The 18603-nt window shown below is 62.8% G+C and carries 18 protein-coding genes and 1 tRNA gene; 7 read left to right on the top strand and 12 right to left on the bottom strand.

Annotated elements, in window-relative coordinates; genetic code table 11:
• The first annotated feature begins 102 nt into the window (after positions 1–102).
• Complete coding sequence (locus QA639_RS05830) at positions 103–558, top strand: hypothetical protein (protein WP_028334147.1); 456 nt, start codon at positions 103–105, stop codon at positions 556–558.
• A 22-nt stretch (positions 559–580) separates the two neighbouring features.
• Positions 581–1381 (top strand): polyphosphate kinase 2, encoded by an 801-nt coding sequence (gene ppk2 / locus QA639_RS05825; RefSeq protein WP_028334146.1) that lies wholly within the window; start codon positions 581–583, stop codon positions 1379–1381.
• Positions 1382–1422: 41 nt separating this feature from the next.
• Here the strand turns inward: ppk2 and QA639_RS05820 are convergent, their stop codons facing one another.
• The 3 genes from QA639_RS05820 to QA639_RS05810 form a co-directional block, all read right to left on the bottom strand.
• On the bottom strand, positions 1423–1857 hold the full coding sequence (locus tag QA639_RS05820) for a hypothetical protein (protein ID WP_050386291.1): 435 nt from the start codon (positions 1855–1857) through the stop codon (positions 1423–1425).
• Positions 1858–1948: 91 nt separating this feature from the next.
• Positions 1949–4699: a decarboxylase gene (locus tag QA639_RS05815; RefSeq protein WP_283089362.1), complete on the bottom strand. Its 2751-nt coding sequence runs from the start codon at positions 4697–4699 to the stop codon at positions 1949–1951.
• 179 nt (positions 4700–4878) lie between these two features.
• Positions 4879–6573 (bottom strand): SulP family inorganic anion transporter, encoded by a 1695-nt coding sequence (locus QA639_RS05810; protein WP_283089361.1) that lies wholly within the window; start codon positions 6571–6573, stop codon positions 4879–4881.
• A 163-nt stretch (positions 6574–6736) separates the two neighbouring features.
• On the opposite strand from QA639_RS05810, the gene QA639_RS05805 reads away from it, so the two are divergent.
• Together QA639_RS05805 and QA639_RS05800 are read left to right on the top strand one after the other, a co-directional pair.
• Entirely contained in the window at positions 6737–7624 is an 888-nt protein-coding gene (locus QA639_RS05805) for an alpha/beta hydrolase family protein (protein ID WP_283089360.1), read from the top strand.
• A gap of 27 nt (positions 7625–7651) precedes the next feature.
• Positions 7652–8230 carry an invasion associated locus B family protein gene (locus QA639_RS05800; protein WP_028334141.1) on the top strand — a complete coding sequence of 193 codons (579 nt, stop codon included), beginning with the start codon at positions 7652–7654 and terminating at the stop codon, positions 8228–8230.
• Positions 8231–8246: 16 nt separating this feature from the next.
• Here QA639_RS05800 and QA639_RS05795 read toward each other — a convergent pair whose 3' ends face one another.
• The 3 genes from QA639_RS05795 to QA639_RS05785 all read right to left on the bottom strand — a co-directional run bounded on the left by QA639_RS05795 (position 8247) and on the right by QA639_RS05785 (position 11290).
• The gene (locus tag QA639_RS05795; protein WP_428841139.1) at positions 8247–8636 is read right to left on the bottom strand and encodes a response regulator transcription factor; all 390 of its coding nucleotides are present in this window, start codon (positions 8634–8636) and stop codon (positions 8247–8249) included.
• Between the two features lie 154 nt (positions 8637–8790).
• Positions 8791–9423 carry a response regulator transcription factor gene (locus QA639_RS05790; protein WP_028334139.1) on the bottom strand — a complete coding sequence of 211 codons (633 nt, stop codon included), beginning with the start codon at positions 9421–9423 and terminating at the stop codon, positions 8791–8793.
• A gap of 118 nt (positions 9424–9541) precedes the next feature.
• Positions 9542–11290, bottom strand: a complete 1749-nt coding sequence (locus QA639_RS05785) for a sensor histidine kinase (RefSeq protein ID WP_283089359.1) — start codon at positions 11288–11290, stop codon at positions 9542–9544.
• 346 nt (positions 11291–11636) lie between these two features.
• Here QA639_RS05785 and QA639_RS05780 point away from each other — a divergent pair, with 346 nt between their 5' ends.
• Entirely contained in the window at positions 11637–12305 is a 669-nt protein-coding gene (locus QA639_RS05780) for a helix-turn-helix domain-containing protein (protein WP_028334137.1), read from the top strand.
• A gap of 6 nt (positions 12306–12311) precedes the next feature.
• Here the strand turns inward: QA639_RS05780 and QA639_RS05775 are convergent, their stop codons facing one another.
• Positions 12312–12749, bottom strand: coding sequence for a potassium channel family protein (locus QA639_RS05775; protein ID WP_028334136.1), 438 nt, complete (start codon positions 12747–12749; stop codon positions 12312–12314).
• The gene (locus tag QA639_RS05770; RefSeq protein WP_050386239.1) at positions 12749–13828 is read right to left on the bottom strand and encodes an AI-2E family transporter; all 1080 of its coding nucleotides are present in this window, start codon (positions 13826–13828) and stop codon (positions 12749–12751) included. The genes QA639_RS05775 and QA639_RS05770 overlap by 1 nt, the downstream gene beginning before the upstream one ends.
• Before the next feature lie 403 nt (positions 13829–14231).
• Between QA639_RS05770 and QA639_RS05765 the strand changes: the two genes are divergently transcribed.
• A complete protein-coding gene (locus QA639_RS05765; protein WP_157343978.1) occupies positions 14232–14651 on the top strand; it encodes a hypothetical protein in 420 nt (139 codons plus the stop codon).
• A 36-nt stretch (positions 14652–14687) separates the two neighbouring features.
• Here QA639_RS05765 and QA639_RS05760 read toward each other — a convergent pair whose 3' ends face one another.
• The 4 genes from QA639_RS05760 to QA639_RS05745 all read right to left on the bottom strand — a co-directional run bounded on the left by QA639_RS05760 (position 14688) and on the right by QA639_RS05745 (position 16805).
• Positions 14688–15005, bottom strand: a complete 318-nt coding sequence (locus QA639_RS05760) for a hypothetical protein (protein WP_157343980.1) — start codon at positions 15003–15005, stop codon at positions 14688–14690.
• Between the two features lie 122 nt (positions 15006–15127).
• The gene (locus QA639_RS05755) at positions 15128–15307 is read right to left on the bottom strand and encodes a hypothetical protein (protein ID WP_157343982.1); all 180 of its coding nucleotides are present in this window, start codon (positions 15305–15307) and stop codon (positions 15128–15130) included.
• A gap of 137 nt (positions 15308–15444) precedes the next feature.
• Positions 15445–16098 carry an ATP-dependent Clp protease proteolytic subunit gene (locus tag QA639_RS05750; RefSeq protein ID WP_157343984.1) on the bottom strand — a complete coding sequence of 218 codons (654 nt, stop codon included), beginning with the start codon at positions 16096–16098 and terminating at the stop codon, positions 15445–15447.
• 630 nt (positions 16099–16728) lie between these two features.
• Positions 16729–16805 (bottom strand) — tRNA-Met (locus QA639_RS05745).
• Positions 16806–17121: 316 nt separating this feature from the next.
• On the opposite strand from QA639_RS05745, the gene QA639_RS05740 reads away from it, so the two are divergent.
• Entirely contained in the window at positions 17122–18555 is a 1434-nt protein-coding gene (locus QA639_RS05740) for a coniferyl aldehyde dehydrogenase (RefSeq protein WP_157343987.1), read from the top strand.
• Positions 18556–18603: the final 48 nt, after the last annotated feature.

Below are 18603 nucleotides of genomic sequence, written 5' to 3'. Positions count from 1 at the left end.
ACGATCCTATCGCGCTTGCTTGATCTGGATCAAGGAAGCCGGTCGGCTCATCCCTACCGTTCCGGGGGCAAGGTGGAAGATCGGGCTTAGGAGTCCCCAGCCATGCGAGACAAAATCGATGACCTGATCCCGAAGGCGCACGAGATCCAGAAGCAGGCAGCGCTGAAGGAAGCGGAGAAAGCCGAGGAGCACGCCAAGCGTGCGGCCGCTATCGAAGCCGAGAAGCGAGCGTTGATCGAGCGGCTGAGCAAGCCCTCCGGACTCAGCGAGGACGAGAAGGTCAAGCTGGCGTCGACGGTGATTCAGCGGGCGGTGCGCAACGGGCTGAGCGAAGTGCAGGTCTATCGCTTCCCCAATACGCTGTGCACCGACAAGGGGCGAGCCATCAATCAGATGGAGTCCGGCTGGGAGAAGACGCTGACGGGTATCCCCAGGGAAATATATCAGCTTTGGGCTGACTACCTGCAGCCGCGCGGCTACCGCATCCGCTATCAGATCGTCGATTACCCCGGCGGCATGCCCGGCGACATCGGCATTGTCATTGCCTGGGGTGATTAGTTGAAACGATGGACGGATATCCATGGCGAAAGACAAGCCGACTGGGAAGATGAAGCGCAAGGACTACGAGGAAGAGCTGCAGAAGCTGCAGGCCCAGCTCTGCCAGCTCCAGGATTGGGTGCAGGCGAACAAGCTCAGGGTCATCATCTTGTTCGAGGGACGCGATGCGGCCGGCAAAGGCGGAACGATCAAGGCCTTGACCGAGAAGGTCAGCCCGCGCGTGTTTCGCGTAGTCGCCCTGCCCGCGCCCTCGGATCGTGAGAAGTCTCAACTTTTCATCCAGCGCTACATGCAGCAGTTTCCGGCGGCCGGCGAGATCGTGATCTTCGATCGCAGCTGGTACAATCGCGCGGGCGTCGAATATGTGATGGGGTTCTGCACGCCGGCGGAGCACAAGCGGTTTCTCTCGCTCTGCCCGCAGATGGAGCAATACATCATCGAGGGCGGCATCATCCTGATCAAGCTGTGGCTCGAGGTCGGGATGGATGAGCAGGAGCGCCGCTTCAGGGCCCGGATCGACGATCCGATGCGGCAGTGGAAGCTGAGCCCGATGGACACGGAATCCTACCGCCGCTGGTACGATTACTCCCGCGCGCGCGACCTGATGTTCAAGGCGACGAGCTCGGAGCACGCGCCCTGGAACGTCATCCGTTCCGACGACAAGCGGCGGGCGCGGCTGAACTGCATCTCGTTCCTGCTGAAGACAATTCCTCACGGACGGGTCAAGCGCGACAAGGTCAAGCTCCCCAAGCGCTCCAACAAGGGGCGCTACAATGATCAGGCCGGACTGCGCGGAATGAAGTTCGTCGAGGAACGCTACTAGAGGTCCAGGCCGCGAAGGGCGCGGCCTGGACCTCTCCGGACCTATTTCAAACGGATGGAAACCCCGCCCACGGCGGCCGAGACTTCGGCGCCCACCTTCGGACCGCTGAGCTGCAGGATCACGCCATTGGCGTTCTGCAGTTGCACGCCGCCGGCGCCCGCGGCGATCGCCCCACCGGCGCCTGCGGCACTGTAGGAACCTTCGATCGAGGCAGGCCCTCTGAGATTGAGGGCGCGCCCGACCAGTTTGGTGGTCGAAGCGCCGATCGTGAAGCCGACGCTCATGCCCGACACCGTGAACGGATAGTGCTTGCCGCGCAGCGTCAACACGCCCTCGCCGCCTCCGACACCAACGATGAATCCACCCTTGGTGAAGATGACGGCGACCGAGCCGGTTTCAGCCAGTGACGGCGCGCTGAAGCCGGCCACTCCAATCGTCAGCATAGCAAGAGCTCCGATCAAACTCACTTTTCTCATCATGTCCCTCCAGGAACCGGTTGCGTTACGCCTTGTTGCGCAAGACTCATCGCCGCAAGAATGCGAAGACGCCTTGCGGAATCTCCCTCGTTTATGATGCAGCCTTGAACTTCGGCGCGGCCGCTCGCGGCTTGCCCATCCTGGCCAATGCCTCGGTCGTCACGAGCTTCAAGCCCTCCGCCGCGTCGTAGCCATGGATCTCCTTCACATCCAGCTTGCGCATGAAATCGATGGTCTCCTGCGTGATGACCTGGCCAGGGACCATGATCGGGAAGCCCGGCGGATAGGGAATCACGAAGTTGGCAGAGACGAGATCGGGCCCGTTCTTCAGGCGCCTGTCGATCTCGGGATCGTGCAGGCGAATATATTCGCATCCTGCAGCGTCATAGGCCGAATAGAACCCGCCGCGGATGTCGCCCTCATTCGTCTTCGTGCCGGCATCGCTGCGATAGGCGTCGTGGAAATGCGAGAAGTTGGGCAGGTCGGGGACGTCCTTCATCAGGCTGTTGACCCGCATGTCGAAGTCGACCCTGGCGTTCGCGCCGCCCTTGGCCAGGCCGCGATCGATTTCGCCAGAGATTTCGGCCAGCACCCGGACAAGATGCGCGACATCGCTCCGCGTATTGTTGATGTTGGACTGGATCAGGACCGAGTTGCGCGAGGTCTTGTTGACCTGGATGTTGTAGCGGCTGGCGAGCAGCCCCTTGAACGACGTTCCGTCGTACCCGGCCGTGCCGCAGACCAGCGTCATGCGGGTCGGATCGAGACAGAACTCGTCGTCGTTCAGGCTCCTCAGGGCGCTCGCCCAATTGGTACCGGCCGCCAGATAGTCGGTGAACCCGCTTTGGCGATATTCCTTCGGCACCATGGCATCCGCGCCGAGGACGCGGAAATATCTCGAAATCAACGGATTGGTGTTGACCGCGTTGCGGATGGCGAACGCGATCTCCATCGCATTGGCCACCAGTCCATAGCCCTCGAGCTCCATCTGCCGGCGCGAGACGTCGAGGCTGGCGATCAGCTGCTGGTTCGGGCTGGTCGAGGCGTGCGTGAATACGGCCTCCTTGAACTGCGCTTCGACGGTATGGAATTCGATGTCCTTGACCGCCAGCATCGAGCCCTGGCGGATCGCCGACATCGACTTGTGCGTCGAGTTGGTCTGGTAGACGCGCAGCCGGATCTGGCGCGGATCGGGGATCAGCCTGGTCTTGAGCAGCACCTCGTCCGACGGGTTCTTGCCGAGCTCGGCCTGCTGTTTCTCATAGGCGGCGACCGATTTCGGATCGCGCATCCAGGCTTCGATCTCGTTCGCCGCGCCCATCGCGGTTCGCCGCCTCAGGAACGGTGAAAACCGCGCGAAGCCGAACCAGGCCTCGTCCCAGAGGAAGATCAGGTCAGGCTTGATCGCGAGGCATTCCTCCATCACGCGCCGCGTGTTGTAGATGTGGCCATCGAAGGTGCAATTGGTCAGGTCGATCATCTTGACCCGGTCGAGCCGGCCGTCCGCCTTCGCGTTCAAAAGCGCCCGCTTGATCGTCTGCAACGGCACCGCGCCATACATCGAGTATTCCGTCATCGGGAATGCCTCGACGTAGAGCGGCTGCGCGCCCGCCAGCACCATGCCGTAGTGGTGCGACTTGTGGCAATTGCGGTCGACGATTGCGATGTCGCCGGGACCCAGCAGCGCCTGCACCGCCATCTTGTTGGATGTCGAGGTGCCGTTGGTCACGAAGTAGACGCGGTCGGCGCCGAGCGCGCGCGCGGCCTTCTCCTGCGCCTTCTTGATGTTGCCGGTCGGCTCCAGCATGCTGTCGAGGCCGCCGGTGGTCGCACTGCTCTCGGCAAGGAACAGGTTCAGACCGTAGAATTCGCCCATGTCGCGGATCCAGTCCGACTTGAACACGGACTTGCCGCGCGCGATCGGCAGCGCATGGAAGGTACCGATCGGCCGCTGCGCATATTTCTTCAGATTGTCGAAGAACGGCGTGTCGAAGCGGTCCTGCACGCCCTCCAGAATTGAAAGGTGCAATTCGAGGATATCCTCGACCGAGTAGAATACCCGGCGCACCACATCGGCTTCGGGATTGCCGGCCAGCTCCTCAACGTCGCGATTGGACATGAGGTAGAGATCAAGCTCGGGACGCACCCGCTTCAGGATATGGGCCAACCGGAGCGCGGACGCATCGGACTCTTCGTTGAGCCCCATGGCACCGGTCATGGCACGAAGCACCGGCGCATCGTGTCGCGAGCGCAGCGCAAAGCCTTCATTGATCACCACCGCCGCAATGTTGGGGTTCAGCATTGCCGCACAGAAGACGTCCTCGAGGTTGCCCACGACCACGGGCTCATAGATGAAGGCGTCGACCGGACGCCGCAGCTTGCGCCACTCCGACAAGAGTCCCGGCCAGTTGCTGGCTGGCACCCCGGTCACGATCAGGGTCTCGAAGTAAGGACGGCGCGCCGCCGATTGCCCCAGAGTTGGCGGAAGCAGATCAGGAACGTCGCCATTGCCCTCGTCCTGCGTGCTCCAGTCACCTGCATGCTGGCGGAAGGATTTTGTCTGAAGTGCCTGGGCGATCCGCGTCGCGAGCACATGCGAGGTGGCGGCGTCGCCCGCCGCCGCGGCTTCCTTCAACGCCGCCATCAAACGAAGGCCCGGATAGCCGTGAAACTCCTCCGTCACCGCAAGCGCCGTCAGCGCGGCGTCATACGCCGCACGGTTGCCGCCCCTGTTCCACACCTTCGCCGCCTCAACCAGATCGCGCCAATTGTCGGCTCGTCCGCCAGGCCCGGAGAAGAACTGGTCGATGCGCTGCTGTGCCGGCTTCGCGTCGTTGGCCATGAGTGTCTCCTGATCTCGTGATCTCAGCGCTGGTTCTGTCCAATCGTACAAACGGGGCCCACTGCGCCCTTTGATCCAAGTCAAGCTGCAAGCTGGATTGAGACAGCCCCCAAGCGCGCATGATCGCGACGCCTTGCGACGCAACAAGGCTGGAATGTCGCGGCGGTCCGTACGGCACGCTAGCCGCTTGCCTGCGGCTTCCTGTTGCTCAATACGCTGTCGAGCGTACGCGTCCAGTCGCCGCTATCGGTCTTGTCGGCAAGACCATCCGCCCGAAGCAGATCCCGCAACTGCGCGTGCGCGCCCACGATGCAGAATGTGATCTGGCGCGATGCGAGCTCCTGATGAAGGTCGTGCAGCATGCGCGAGCCCGCAAGGTCGATGAACGGCGAGGCCGACAGGTCACAAGCCACCAGCTTGACGTCGGGCGACATCCGAAGCGCCGCCAGCACCGTTTCGAAGATCGTCTCGGCATTGACGTAAAGGAGCGAGGTCTCCGGGCGGAACGCGATGATCCCGGTCAGGGGCTCGACGTCATCGTGTCGCGCCCGGTCGGAATAGCGCCCGCTGCCGGCTTGACGGCCCAGAAACGCGATATTGGGCTGCGACGCCCGCAACAGCAGCAGGAAGATCGAGGCGACGGCCGCCAGCAGCACGCCCTGCAATATCCCGAGGAACAGCACGGACACCAGGGCGATGATAGCGGCATAGAAATCGATCCGGCTGATCCGCCACATTCTGGCGAGCGCCGGAATATCGACCAATTTGTAGACGGCTGAGAAAACGATCGCGGCCAGCACGGTCTTCGGCAGATTGGTCAGGAGGCTCGTGAAGAACAGCAGGCAGAGCGCGAGGGTTGCCGAACAGAACACCAGCGCCAGCGGCGTGCGTGCGCCGGCGGCGTCATTCACGGCCGACTGCGACAACCCGCCGGCGACGGGATAGCCATGCCCGACAGCCGCGGCGAGATTGGCCGCGCCGAGTCCCAGAAACTCTTGCCTGACATCCAGCGGATAGCCGTGCTTTGCCGCAAAGCTTCGCGCGGCGGACACCCCTTCGACATAGGCCAGCACGAGGCATCCGGCAGCGATCGGAAAGAGATCGTCAAATTCGAGCAGACCAAATGTCGGTAACGACATCGTTGGCAGCCCGGTCGGGATCGACCCGGTCACCGGCAGTCCCATTTGCGCGAGCCCGAGCGCGGAGACCATCAGGATCGAGAGCGCGACCACCACCAACCCAATGGGCTTTCCCGGCAGTCTCTTCTCGCCAAGCAAGAGCAGCACCGTCGCAGTCAGACCGACGCCGAGCACCAGCGGCCTGGTGTCACCCAGCTGGCCGGCAAGCTTGATCACGCGGTCGAAGAAGTTGTGACCGCCTCCAGCGACGCCGAACAGGCTGGGCAGCTGGCTCATGATGATGGTGAGTCCCGCTCCGGCCTTGAAGCCCACCAGAATACTGTCGCTGATCAATCGCACCAGCACGCTGAGCTTGAACAGCCAGGCAATCAGGCAGAGCACTGCGACGCTGAAGGCCACGAGACTGGCAATCTGCCCGTAACGCGTGGCGTCGCCGCCGGCCAGTATGCCGACGGCGCCGGCGATCATCAGCGAGATCGCCGACGTCGGCCCGACCGCGAGCTGCCGGGACGAGCCCAGCAGGGCGTAGCCCACGCCGCCGAGCAGATAGCCATAGACGCCGATCTGCGGCGGCAGACCCGCGAGCCCCGCATAGGCCAGCGACACCGGAATCGCGTAGGCCGCCAGCGTGACCCCGGCGATTGCGTCCGCCCCAAGCCAGGATGCGCGGTAGTCGGCGAGCCAGTTCGCCGGCGGAAACCAGCGCACCCAACTCGTCTCTGCCTGGATCGACATCAAGCCCGCCGTAGGACGCCACAATGGTCGCATGTGGTTGCGCCGGCGGGCCCGATGCGCGTTGATTCAGATCAAGCCTCGCAGTCCTCAATGTGCTTCTGATCTTGCGCGGCTCGATCGTCGTGACCTGCAGATTTGCCAGATGACTGCCGGAGCGCATGGCATGCGTCAGCACCGCTTACGGACCCTCGCAACCGCAGCGCTGCTGTTGCTTGGCATGATCGCTCCGGCGCGCGCGGAGGACCGAGACACATCCCAGCGCATCCAGGAAGAGATCTGGGCGTTGCCGACCCCGCTGCCAATGTTCGCTTATCTGGTCCGTCCGCTCGGCGACGGCCCTTTCCCACTGGTCATCATGAACCATGGCGTGTCACTGAACGCCAGGGATCGCAGCTTCTTCCCGCTGGTCGAATTCCGCGATGCCGCAATGTGGTTCGCGCGGCGCGGCTATCTCGTGGTGGCGCCGGTCGGGACCGGCTATGGCGCGGCGGCCATCGATATTCCCGAACGCGGTCTTTATGGCCCGTTCTTCTCCAAGATCGGCAAATGCACCAATCCGAATTTCCTCGATCCGGGCCTCGCCGTCGCGCAGGTCGATCTCTGGATCATTGATTACATGGCCGCCGAAAAGCGCACCTTGCCGAAGGACGTCATCGTCGTCGGGCAGTCGGCCGGCGGCTGGGCTGCGATCGCGCTGTCGAGCCTCAACCCGCCGCAGGTCAAGGCCATCATCACCTTCGCGGCAGGCCGCGGCGGCCGTGTCGACGGCAAACCCAACAACAATTGCGGCCCCGACAGACTGGTCGAGGCCACCGGCATGTTCGGCCATACGTCGCGGGTGCCGATGCTGTGGTTCTACATTGAGAACGACACATTCTTCGGCCCGGCCCTGTCGAAGCGAATGCACGAGGCCTTCACGCGCGCCGGCGGTCGTGCCGAGTACCATCTTTTGCCGCCGTTCGGCGACGAAGGGCATTTCCTGATCGGCTCACCCGATTCCATTCCCACGTGGTCGCCCCTGGTCGAACGATTTCTCGACAAGGTTCGCTAGGCGGCCGTTCCCGCTGGAGGAGCATCCATGGTCCGATATGGTGCCTTGGCGAAGTTGGCGCTGTTTGCGGCCGGCATCAGTGCTGCCCACGGTCAACAGACGCCCTCACCACCGGCTGCGGCGAAAGACGGTGGCGAGGTGGCCCCGCGGGGCGCGCGCGCGGCGCGAGACATCAAGTATGGCGAGTGGAAGAAGCTCTGCTTCAATGCCGCCGGCGCCAAGACACTATGCCGGACGACGATCACGGGCACCTTCGGAACCGGGCAGACGGCCGTTCGCCTCGATCTGATCGAGCGAGAGGACGGCAGCAGCCGCGTCCAGCTATTCCTGCCGGTCGGGATGTATCTGCAGGCCGGCGTCAAGCTATCGGTCGACCAGAAGCAAGTGTATCGCCTGCCCTATACCTGGTGCGCGACCAACATGTGCATCGCGGCGGATGTCGCCGATCCCAAGCTCCTCGAGGACATGGATGGCGGAAAGACGCTCTCGATCGAGGTCGTCGACACCAGCATTCTGACGATGACGACATCGGTGCCGCTCGACCGCTTTGCAAGCGTGCGCAAGGGCGCGCCCGCGCTGACACTCGATCAGGTCATCGATGAATGATTGAGACCGGCAGCCGCTAGACCACGCCGGCCAACAGCCGTTCAATCGGCTGGATCAGCGAATTGGCGGTGAAGGGCTTGGTCAGATAGGCCACGCATCCCGATGCCATTGCCGCCATTCGCGTCGCCGGATTGTCATTTCCGGTGATGTAGATGACGGGGATTTCGATGCCCTGATCCGCCAGGCGGTGCCGCAGCTCGATCCCGGACCCATCGCTGAGATTGATGTCCAATATCAGGCAAACCGCGCTGTCAAAGCTGCCATGTCTCAGTAACGCGCTTCCGGTCTCGAATAACCTGGATGCAAATCCACACTGCCGTAGAAGCCGTCCGATTCCACGGAGCATGGAGGGATTATCATCCACGACGAAAACGAGTTTCGCGGTCGGCAAATCCTGAAGCCTCACTCTATCGCTGAATGACCTTGGCCCGCGTGTGGATAAAGGGCACGTCAAGCGGCTACCGGCGCGCAATATTCTCGCGGCCAAGATCGGAGATACGCTGCGTCACAGAGCTTTCATATTGTACCATGGGACAGGAGGAGCAGAGCTGCCCGGCAGATCAAGCCTTGACCTCGCCACCGGACGCGCGCGTGCCGAGCTGCTCCGCGATCGAAACCAGCTCGGCAAGCGACTGCACCTCCATCTTCTCCATGACCTGGTGACGATGCGCCTTGATCGTGCGTTCGGTCGTGCCAAGCTCGTGAGCAATCTGCTTGTTGATCCGCCCGCACACAATCAGATCGAACACCTGCCGCTCGCGCGGGGTCAACTTCGCCAGCAGCGCGCGCAGCGAATCGAGCCTGGTTCGCCGGCCACGGGCCAGTTCGTGCCGCGCAAGGGCGCGATTGATCGCCTCGATCAGCTGTTCCGACGCGATCGGCTTGGTCAAAAAATCTTCGGCACCTGCCTTGATCGCCTGGACGGTGGTCGCGGTGTCGGCATGTCCGGTCAGGAATACGATCGGGAGCGTCGATCCCAGCTCGTTGAGGCGCCCCTGCAGCTCGGGACCACTCATTCCGGGAATGCGTACGTCCAGCAGGATACAGCCGGCCCCTTCGTCGTCAGGCAATTGATCGAGCAATTCCCGGGCCGACGCGTAGGTGACGACGCGATAGCCTGCGAGCTTGAGCCGGCGCTCGAGCGCTGCGCGAAACGAGGCGTCGTCGTCGACTATGTGCACGTAAGCGTGCATTGCTGCTCCATCGCCGGATGATCGCCGCTACCTGTAGAATGTCCATCAGCGGCGATCTGAAAATGCTGCGTTCGTCGTAAATCGAACCTTGCAATCAGGCAAACAAGACCCAAACGCGCTACGCGGCCAGCGGCAGCGAAAGGTGGAATACCGCCCCTCCTCCGGACTGATTCTCGGCCCAGAGCTGGCCGCTATGCGCCAGAACGATCGTCCGTGCGATGGACAGGCCGATGCCCATGCCCTGCTCCTTTGTGGTGAAGAACGGATCGAAAATGTCGTTCAGCCTGTCCTGCGGAATTCCCGGACCGGAATCGCAGATGGAAATCACCGCCGACGCGTCCCCATTGACCTCCGTACGGCCGATGATGGTGCGCCCGTAGGGCATTTTGGCCATCGCGTCCATGCTATTGACCACGAGGTTGAGAATGACCTGCTGCAACTGCACCGGGTCGCCCTTCACCCGCAAGGTCTGCGGCGAGGTCTGCAGGTAGATCGCGACGTTGCGTGTCGAGGCCTGCAGCTTGAGGAAATCGAATGCTTCCCGCATGGTCTGGTTGAGGTCGATCTCCTTCTTCTCAAACGGCGCACGCTTGAGCAGGCTGCGCATCCTGCGGATCACCTCGCTTGCACGCAGATCATCGCGCTTGATGTCCGAAATGATTTCCCGCACCTCTTGAAGGTCGGGCGTCGGCGAAGCGAGGATCAACTCCGCGCTCTCGGCATTGGTCAGGATCGACCCCAGCGGCTGGTTGAGCTCATGGGCGATCGAGGACGAGAGCTCACCGGCAGTGGCCTGTCGATTGATATGGGCGAGCTCGGACAGGCGACTGCGGGCTTCGACCTCGGCACTCCGCCGCATGTGACGCTCGTGGAGCAGGAACGCAATCAGGGCGGTTTGAACCAGCAGCGCCATTGCCAGCGCAACGGCCCGCCAGCGGTATTTTTCCAGGAAGGACGGTTCACGAAAATGAACTTCGCTGCCTTTTGGCAGACTGGCTTCGCTGACGTTCCAATGCTGCATCTGCCGCCAGTTGAAGATCGGCTTCACCACGTCGATGACCGACGGTGGGAGGCTTTCCGGCGTCTCGCCATCCAGAATGCGCAGCGCCCTGCCTGCAGCCTCGGCACCGATCAGGGATGGGACGATAACAAATCCGCCGATGCCGCCCGGTTCGAGGAACGTCTCCGCCGCAACCACGATGGGACGATTTGCCTTCGCTGCGAGAAAAGAGAGCGCATCCGAGGGCGGATAGTAGTCGCCTTTGCCGTCGCTATAGAGGCCGGTGTAGATGATCGCACTGTGGTCGGGAAGCGCTGCGACCCGCTCAACGATCTCCGGCATCGGACGTCCGATGATCTCGATGATGTCGAGGCCCGGAATGCCGGCCGCTGCCTGGTCATTCCAATTGCGAAACAGAACCTGCCGCTCCCAGTCCGCGCCAACGAGCACGACGGTCTTGAGCTCCGGCACCACGGCGCGGGCAGCCGTGACGGCATCCTTGAGTTTCAAGTTCACGATGCCGCCGGTAACATAGGCCGGCGGCTGCAATCGCTTGAAATCGGCCTCTTCGACCAGCGAAAACACGATTGGCGTGTCGGGCCAGAGCTGCGGGCGCCAGCGGAGCGCAAGCTCAAGCGCAGCCGCGCCAATAGTGACCACCACGCCGATCGGCCGATTGCGATATTTCGCCTCGAGGAATCGCCGGAAATCCTCCTGATAGGCCTCGCCGCCGAAGCGATTGAGATCGAGGCTTTCGGTGTAGACGGTGGTCGGCGCGTGCCCGTGAGCGCTCACCGCATCCCTTAAGCCAACGAACACCTGGTAGTAGAAGGGGCCGCGTCGATCGGACTGGTCCAGCACCAGCATGGAATGCGGGCGTGTTTGTTGCGCCCGGAGATCAGCCGGTGCCAACAAAGCAGCCAGCAGGATGATCAGTCCAGAGAGCCGAATTGCACTGCTCATAACGTTCGGAGCCGGAGACCAACAGGTTCAAAACCTAGCACCCGGTTGTCGCCGAGAAAATTGAAAAGTAATCTAAGACTGTGCGCACCAATTTACGAACAAATTGCCGCATTTCACGCACCCTGTCCTTTAGGACAATGACCTCAAGACCAATAGAGACTGGCCGGGCCCTGTCGTAGTCATTGCGCGCGGATACGCATTTCGAGCCGCCCCGGACGCTGCATCAGTCGTTACCCAAGAGAGTTAGTCCATGTTCGCTCGCGTCAATGCCAGACCCGCCAATGTGCCGAGCATCCTCGGTGGGGTGACCGCCCGGCACGCCAACTGCATCACCAGCGAATTCCACTACAGGAAAGGCACCGAGATCTACGGGGAGAAGGAGCCGGCCGAGTACGTCTACCAGGTCGTTTCAGGGGCGGTCCGCAGCTACAAGCTACTCTCCGACGGACGCCGCCAGATCGGTGCCTTTCACCTCGTCGGGGATATTTTCGGCCTCGAGAATGCCGAAACCCATCGCTTTACCGCGGAAGCCATCGTCGACACCAACGTACACCTGATCAGGCGGACCAGCCTCGAACGCGTGGCCGATTCCGATTTCGCCCTGGCTCGCAACCTGCTGGTCATGACGACCAGCAACCTGCGGCACGCCGAGGAGCACATGCTGCTGCTCGGCCGCAAGACCGCGCTGGAGCGGGTTGCCGCGTTTCTGCTCGAAATGGATCGCCGGCTGACCGGAGTCGGCGTCGTCGCCTTACCGATGTGCCGGCGTGATATTGCCGACTATCTCGGACTGACGCTCGAAACCGTGTCACGTGCGCTATCCAAGCTGCACGCCTACGGCGCGCTCAACTTTCTTGGCTCGAACCAGCGCGAGATCATGCTGGTCGACCGCGACCAGCTGTCCAGGCTGGACAACTAGCCGACGTCAGGGGGATTTCGTCAGCGCATCCTGGCGCTCGATGGTCTTTTGCAACACTTCGAACAAGACCGCGGTCGACCACCCGAACATGAGAATGCCGTTCATGGCCGCCATCGGTCCGATCAACAGCCACTGCTTGACCGGGATGACGTCGCCATAGCCGAGCGTGGTGTAGTTCACGAAGGCGAAATACAGCAGATCGCTGCCGGCGGGCGCGGCGCCGAGCACCCAATAGGCCAGGCTCCACACCACGATCTCGAGCGTGTGAGCCAGCATCAGCGCAAGCGCGGTTGCGACCATCACGCCGCTGAGCTGTAGCCCCGCCCGGCCGGCCGCGCTCAAGGCAATGTTGCGAAGCAACCCGATGGCCGCGACCGTCCACAGCGAATGGATCGCGATGTTGATCGCGCTCACCGCCGATCCCACGAGGAGCTGAAGCAGCATTATCGCTCTCCCGCCAGCCGGGCGCGGTCGTCCCGGATCCATGCCGTGATCAATTCCCAGGCGACCGCGAGAATGATTGGGCCGATGAACAGGCCCACGATGCCGTGGGCAAGCGTGCCGCCGATCACGCCGACAAAGATGACGAGCGCCGGCGTGGTCAAGCCCCGCCCCATCACCAGCGGCTTCAGCACATTGTCGAGGACGCCGACGACCAGGAAGAAGAACGTGAGGGCGAGTGCGGTCGTGAAATCCTTGGCCGACCAAAGCCAGATGATGACCGGAAACAGCACGATTGCCGCTCCGATCTGCACGATCGCGAGCAGCATCACGACAAACGCCAGCAGCCCCGCACTCGGGATCCCCGCCAGCTTGAAGCCAATGCCGGCCAGCAGCGATTGCAGGACGGCGACGCCAATGACCCCGCGGGAAACCGCCCGGATGGTCGCACCTGCAAGGTCGAGGAAGTGCTCGCTCTGCTCCGGCACGATGCGGGACAGGAAGCTCCGGCACGCCGCTGCAAGCTGCAAGCCATAGGGGAACAGAAACCCTGCCACGACGACCGCCAGCAGAAACTTCAGCATCCCGATCCCGGCATCGCTGGCAAACGCAAACAGGGTCCCGGCCAACGGCTTCAGTTGCGGCACGACCTCGCGCAGCACGGCACGCAGATTGGTCGACGCCCGATCCCAGATCTCATGGAGTGGGCCGCCGATCAGCGGCCAATCCTTGATCGCGGCCGGCGGCGACGGCACGACAACGTGGCCGGCGCCGAGTTGTTCGGCGAGCTCCCTCACCCCCTCTACCGCTCCGATTCCGAGCCAGGTCGCCGGCCCGATGACGACTCCCAGAGAGATCAAGGTCAGCACGAGCGCCGCGATGCCGGCATGGCCGCCGAGCATTGCTGCGAGCCAGGTGAAGACGGGATAGAGCGCGACCGCGAGCACCACGCTCCAGGCCAGGATCGGCACGAACGGGCTGACCAGGACGAACGACCAGTAGATCAACAGCGCCAGCAATCCGAGGCGAATTGCGAGCTGGATGAACTCATCTCCGGTCACGAGTTGGCGAAGGGTTTTCAAGAGCGTGCTTTCGATCGAGCATCAGCAGCTACGCGGGAAGCGATGCCATCGCCTTGCTGCGCACGGCTTGATTCAGATCAAGCGTGACGCGTCCGGACTTTCACCGAAGTAGCGGCCCGGTTCGGGGGCAAGAATCGGGGGCCGCTCCGACTTCGCCCGGATGCGTTCGCGGTCGGGATCACGAGCGCGATCGCGCCCCATCAGGCGGCGGCCTGCCTATCCGCGGCAATTGTCCCAGGTGGAGGATCAATCGTCCGCACCGCCCTCTTGCCACTTTGATTCAAATCAAGCTTCGGGCCGGCCGCGGCTGACAGGCTCGGCCTGCTCATGGATCGGAAAGCCGCTCTCGATTTGGCTGCCTTTCGGTCACGACTGCCTGTGTCACCCCGATGTGGAGGACGTCATGAAGAACACCAAGACCCTGCTGGCCTTGATCCTGCTTGCGAGCATGGTCGGCATTGGCGCGAGCCAGGCGGCCCCGCTGCCGACCAATGTCGCGGCCATGAAGGGCATGGTCGAGAGCAACACCGCCCTTCAGGTGCGCTGGGGCGGCTGGGGCGGCTGGCGCGGCGGCGGCTGGGGCTATCGCGGTTGGCGCGGCTACGGCGGCTGGGGAGGCTATCGTGGATGGGGCTATCGAGGCTGGGGCGCCGCTGCCGCCGGTGCGATCGTTGGCGGAGCCATCGCGAGCTCGGCCTACTATGGCGGGTATCCCTACTATGGCGGTGGATACGGCTATGGCGGCGGCTATGGCTACGACTATTGTCCGCCGGGAGGAGGCTATGGCTATTACGCTCGGCCACGCTACGATTATGGATGGTAGTGCCGCTTTTGCGTGACAGGCCGGTCTTCGGTGATGTCACCGAAGGCCGAGCAGCGAACGCCGATAGCCGCTCTCGCGCGCTTCATTCCTGCACACGAAGCCACCATCGAAGCCCCTGGCATAGCGGCTTTGCCCTTTGAGGTAGTAGCGTCCGCGCCGAAAATCGAGCCAGACCACGCTATCGCCGGGGCAATGCCGCTGAGCCTGGGCTTCATAGCGGAAAGGCGTCAGCGGCAGCGCGGCCGTCTGTTGCGCGCAGCAAAACAGGACGGTCGCGGCGCAGGCCCCGACGCCCAACCTGGCCGCCAGTCGGTCTCGACGTCCGCTCGATTTTTCAGCTCGTTCGAAGTGCATTCATTGCCGCCGGGAATGATCCGTGTCGTGCTGAATACGATAGCTCATATTGTCAGAGCTTCGCGGGCGGAGCACCTCAGAACGACGATTTCAGCATCACGCGCAGCCAACAAGGGGCGCGCTCAGGACGATAGCAATCCAAAGGCGATCGCCACGCTCGACAGCATCCCGGCCGTCACGACCACGACCTTGAAGGCAATATCGCCGTCGGCCGCTTCAAGCCAGCGACGCAGCCAATTGCGAGCGCCCGCCGGCTGGCTTGCGCCACGCACTCCCCGAAATCTGTCGCTGGCATACCCCATGGCTGCGATTGTAGATCGCGGTGAAACGGGGAGACCAGTGCAGCTTGTGCCAAGCAGTCAGGGTCACGTGCGACGGCTTGACTGACCCAATTGGGCTATCCGAGCCGACTCGGCCCAAGGCCCACTCAACCAGCGCTCTAGCTTCCCTTCGAGCCGGCGGCGTTCCGCATCGGCCGCTCCTCCTCCGACGCGCTCTTCGAGGGCGCCGCGCCGCACATGGAGCCACTCCTTGATTCCGCGGTCGCCGTGCGAGCGGTGCGATCAAACGGATTCCGCTCCATGACCTTCAGCGAAGCGAGCTCCTCCTTGTTCAAATAGGAGATCTTTCCCGGCGGAGTCATGACCATCCTGCCGATGGCCGACGGAGGAATACGGAGCTTGGCCGACAACCTCGCAAGCTTGATCGTGTCACGAATCGTTCGACTGTCCTCGTTGCCGTGTAAATTGGAAACCGAATGGACGCCGATCCTGGCATTTGGCGCCACATAACGCTTCCTGCTCGCCAGGAAAATGAAAGCGCATGCCGAGTCGCATTCTCCGGAAACGTAACTGGCGATTTGCTTCTGGTGCGCGAGCATGGCGATTCGGAAGCCTTCGTAGAGGGACCCACCTCTGGAATCGAGATCGAGGCCAACGACCCGGCGCTCAATCGCCAGATATCCGCGAAAGCGGACAAAGTCCCCATCCCGAATATCTCCACTGAGCTTCAAGACATCTCCAAAGCACCCCCGGACACGGGAAAACTCCATCGCGAGACAGTTCGTCGAGGTCAGCACGACCGCGATGCTCAAAACGCATCCGGCAATCCGCATCGGGCGAACTGCAGGCACTCGAGAATGAAGCTGACCCGTTGCGACATCGCTTCGGAGTGGCCGCAACCCATGCGTGGCGCTCCGGCTGTTTGCGTCGCCGTCGATAAATGTCGCGCGGAGGACCCTCAAAGCGTGCTTCCAGGCTGCCACGGCGCTCCCCATTGGACCCGGGACCTCCCACTATATACAGAGCATCGACGCGCATCGTGGGTTGATCTGAATCAAACCCAATTCAGCAAGCGCGCAGGCGGGAGCGCCATTTTGACGTCTAGAGAGCGACGCTGACCCTCAAGCGCACGCTCTTGTTGATGATGGTCAAGCCACAAGACCGGATGAGAATGCTGGCCAGCGAAACGGATCAAATCTCCGGTGCTACGACGATCGTCTTGGTCTGCTAGCGCAGGCTGAGCTCGATTCGGAACACGTCACGCGCGACGGATTGCTGGTATGACCTCGCGCAATCGAGCAGCAGCAGCTCGGCAGTTTGTCATCGAACGGTTGCGGGGTGATTTGAACCTGCGAGCAAAGTCATTGATACTATCGTGCTCGACTTCGCTGCAAATTAAAGCCCCAGCAATCCATTGAGATTGCTGGGGCTTTTTCTGACTTTGGTTGCGGGGATAGGATTTGAACCTATGACCTTCAGGTTATGAGCCTGACGAGCTACCGGGCTGCTCCACCCCGCGTTAAACCGTTGCGTGCCTTGCAGAAAGGGTGCCTGAGCCGGCCGGCCAACGCTTTTCAACGGCGCCGATCGATCCGTCCGGGGGCTTCCTGAGAAGGCGACCCGGGCCGAAGCCATCGGGTGCGGGGCGTATGTATCAACGTGAGCCCGGTTTGGAAAGCCCCGGATGCGGGTTTTTGAGGATTTTGTGACGTCGAAATCGCCGGCTGTGCCGGCAGGATTTACCGCCGGGAACCGGGCCTTGCCAGACCGCGCGCAAAAGCGGAACTTGGCGCGCAACAAATCCGCCAAGAAAACGTCCCCGAGGGGGAAATGCCATGGACCGGCCATTGAAGAGCCCGGGGCTGCATGCGCTTGAGGAGGCCTTTTATCGCCAGTTCGAGCTGTCGCGCAGCGACCCGGCGCCGACATTGCAGGCACGGCTCGACCGGCTGCGCCGCCTGCGCGCCGCGCTGACCGAGAACGAGGCGCGATTCGAGGCGGCGATCTCGGCCGATTTCGGCCACCGCTCCACCGTCGAGACCGCGATCGCCGAGACCATGCTGGTGCTCGGAGAGATCAGGCACGCGGCCAAGCACCTGAAGGGCTGGATGGCGCCGCGGAAGGTCCCGACCACGGTGCAGTTCGCGCCGGCCAAGAACCGGCTGATGCCGCAGCCGCTCGGCGTGGTCGGCATCATCGCGCCGTGGAATTATCCGCTGCAGCTGACCCTGGCGCCCGCAGTCGCCGCGATCGCGGCCGGCAACCGCGCCATCATCAAGCCGAGCGAGCTGGTGCCGCGCTTCTCCGAGCTGCTGATGGAGACGATCGCCAAGAAATTCGACGTCACCGAGCTCGCGGTCACGGATATCGACAACGAAATCGCAAAGGCGTTTGCCGCGCTGCCGTTCGATCATCTGATCTTCACCGGCTCGACCCGCGTTGGCCGGCTGGTGGCCGAAGCCTGTGGCCGCAATTTGACGCCGGTGACGTTCGAGCTCGGCGGCAAGTCGCCAGTGATCGTCGACGGCTCCGCCGACATCGACGAAGCCGCGCAGCGCATCGCCTATGGCAAGCTGCTCAATGCCGGCCAGACCTGCATCGCGCCCGATTACGTGCTGGTGCCGCAGGCCGCGGTGCAGGCCTTCGCGATGCGGCTGCAGGGTCACATGCAGCACATGTTCGGTACCGATCCCGATAACGCCGATTACACGTCGATCGTCTCGGATCGGCACTATGCGCGGCTCGAGCGGCTGGTCGTCGACGCCGCCGCGAAGGGCGCGACCATCATGCAGCCGGCAACGCCGAACGACCGCGAGTGGAAGGCGAGGCGCAAATTTCCGCCGACCGTCATCGTCGACGCGACGCCAGACATGACGGTGATGCAGGAGGAAATCTTCGGGCCGCTGTTGCCGGTCATCGGCGTGCGCGATGCGGCAGAGGCGATCGCCTTCGTCAACGGGCGCGATCGCCCGCTGGCGCTGTACTGGTTCGGCACCGACAGCGCCGCCCGCGATGCGGTGCTGGCGCGCACGCTGTCCGGCGGCGTCACCGTCAATGACTGCCTGTTCCACTTCGCGCAGGCCTATCAACCGATGGGCGGCGTCGGCGCCTCCGGCACCGGCGCTTATCACGGCGAGTGGGGATTCAAGACGCTGACCAAGTTCAAGCCGGTGTTCTACCGCTCGCGGTTCAACCGGCTTGCCGATCTCTATCCGCCCTATGGCGCGAAGGTCGCGCGGCTGGAGAAGCTGCTGCGGATGTTGTCGTAGAAGTGCTGTCGTTCCGGGGCGCGAAGCGAACCCGGAAGCTCGAGATTC

Source organism: Bradyrhizobium pachyrhizi (genome assembly GCF_029714545.1).
Lineage (GTDB): Bacteria > Pseudomonadota > Alphaproteobacteria > Rhizobiales > Xanthobacteraceae > Bradyrhizobium > Bradyrhizobium pachyrhizi.
Note: the sequence above shows the minus strand (reverse complement) of the source record. Positions and strands in the feature narration are given on the sequence as shown.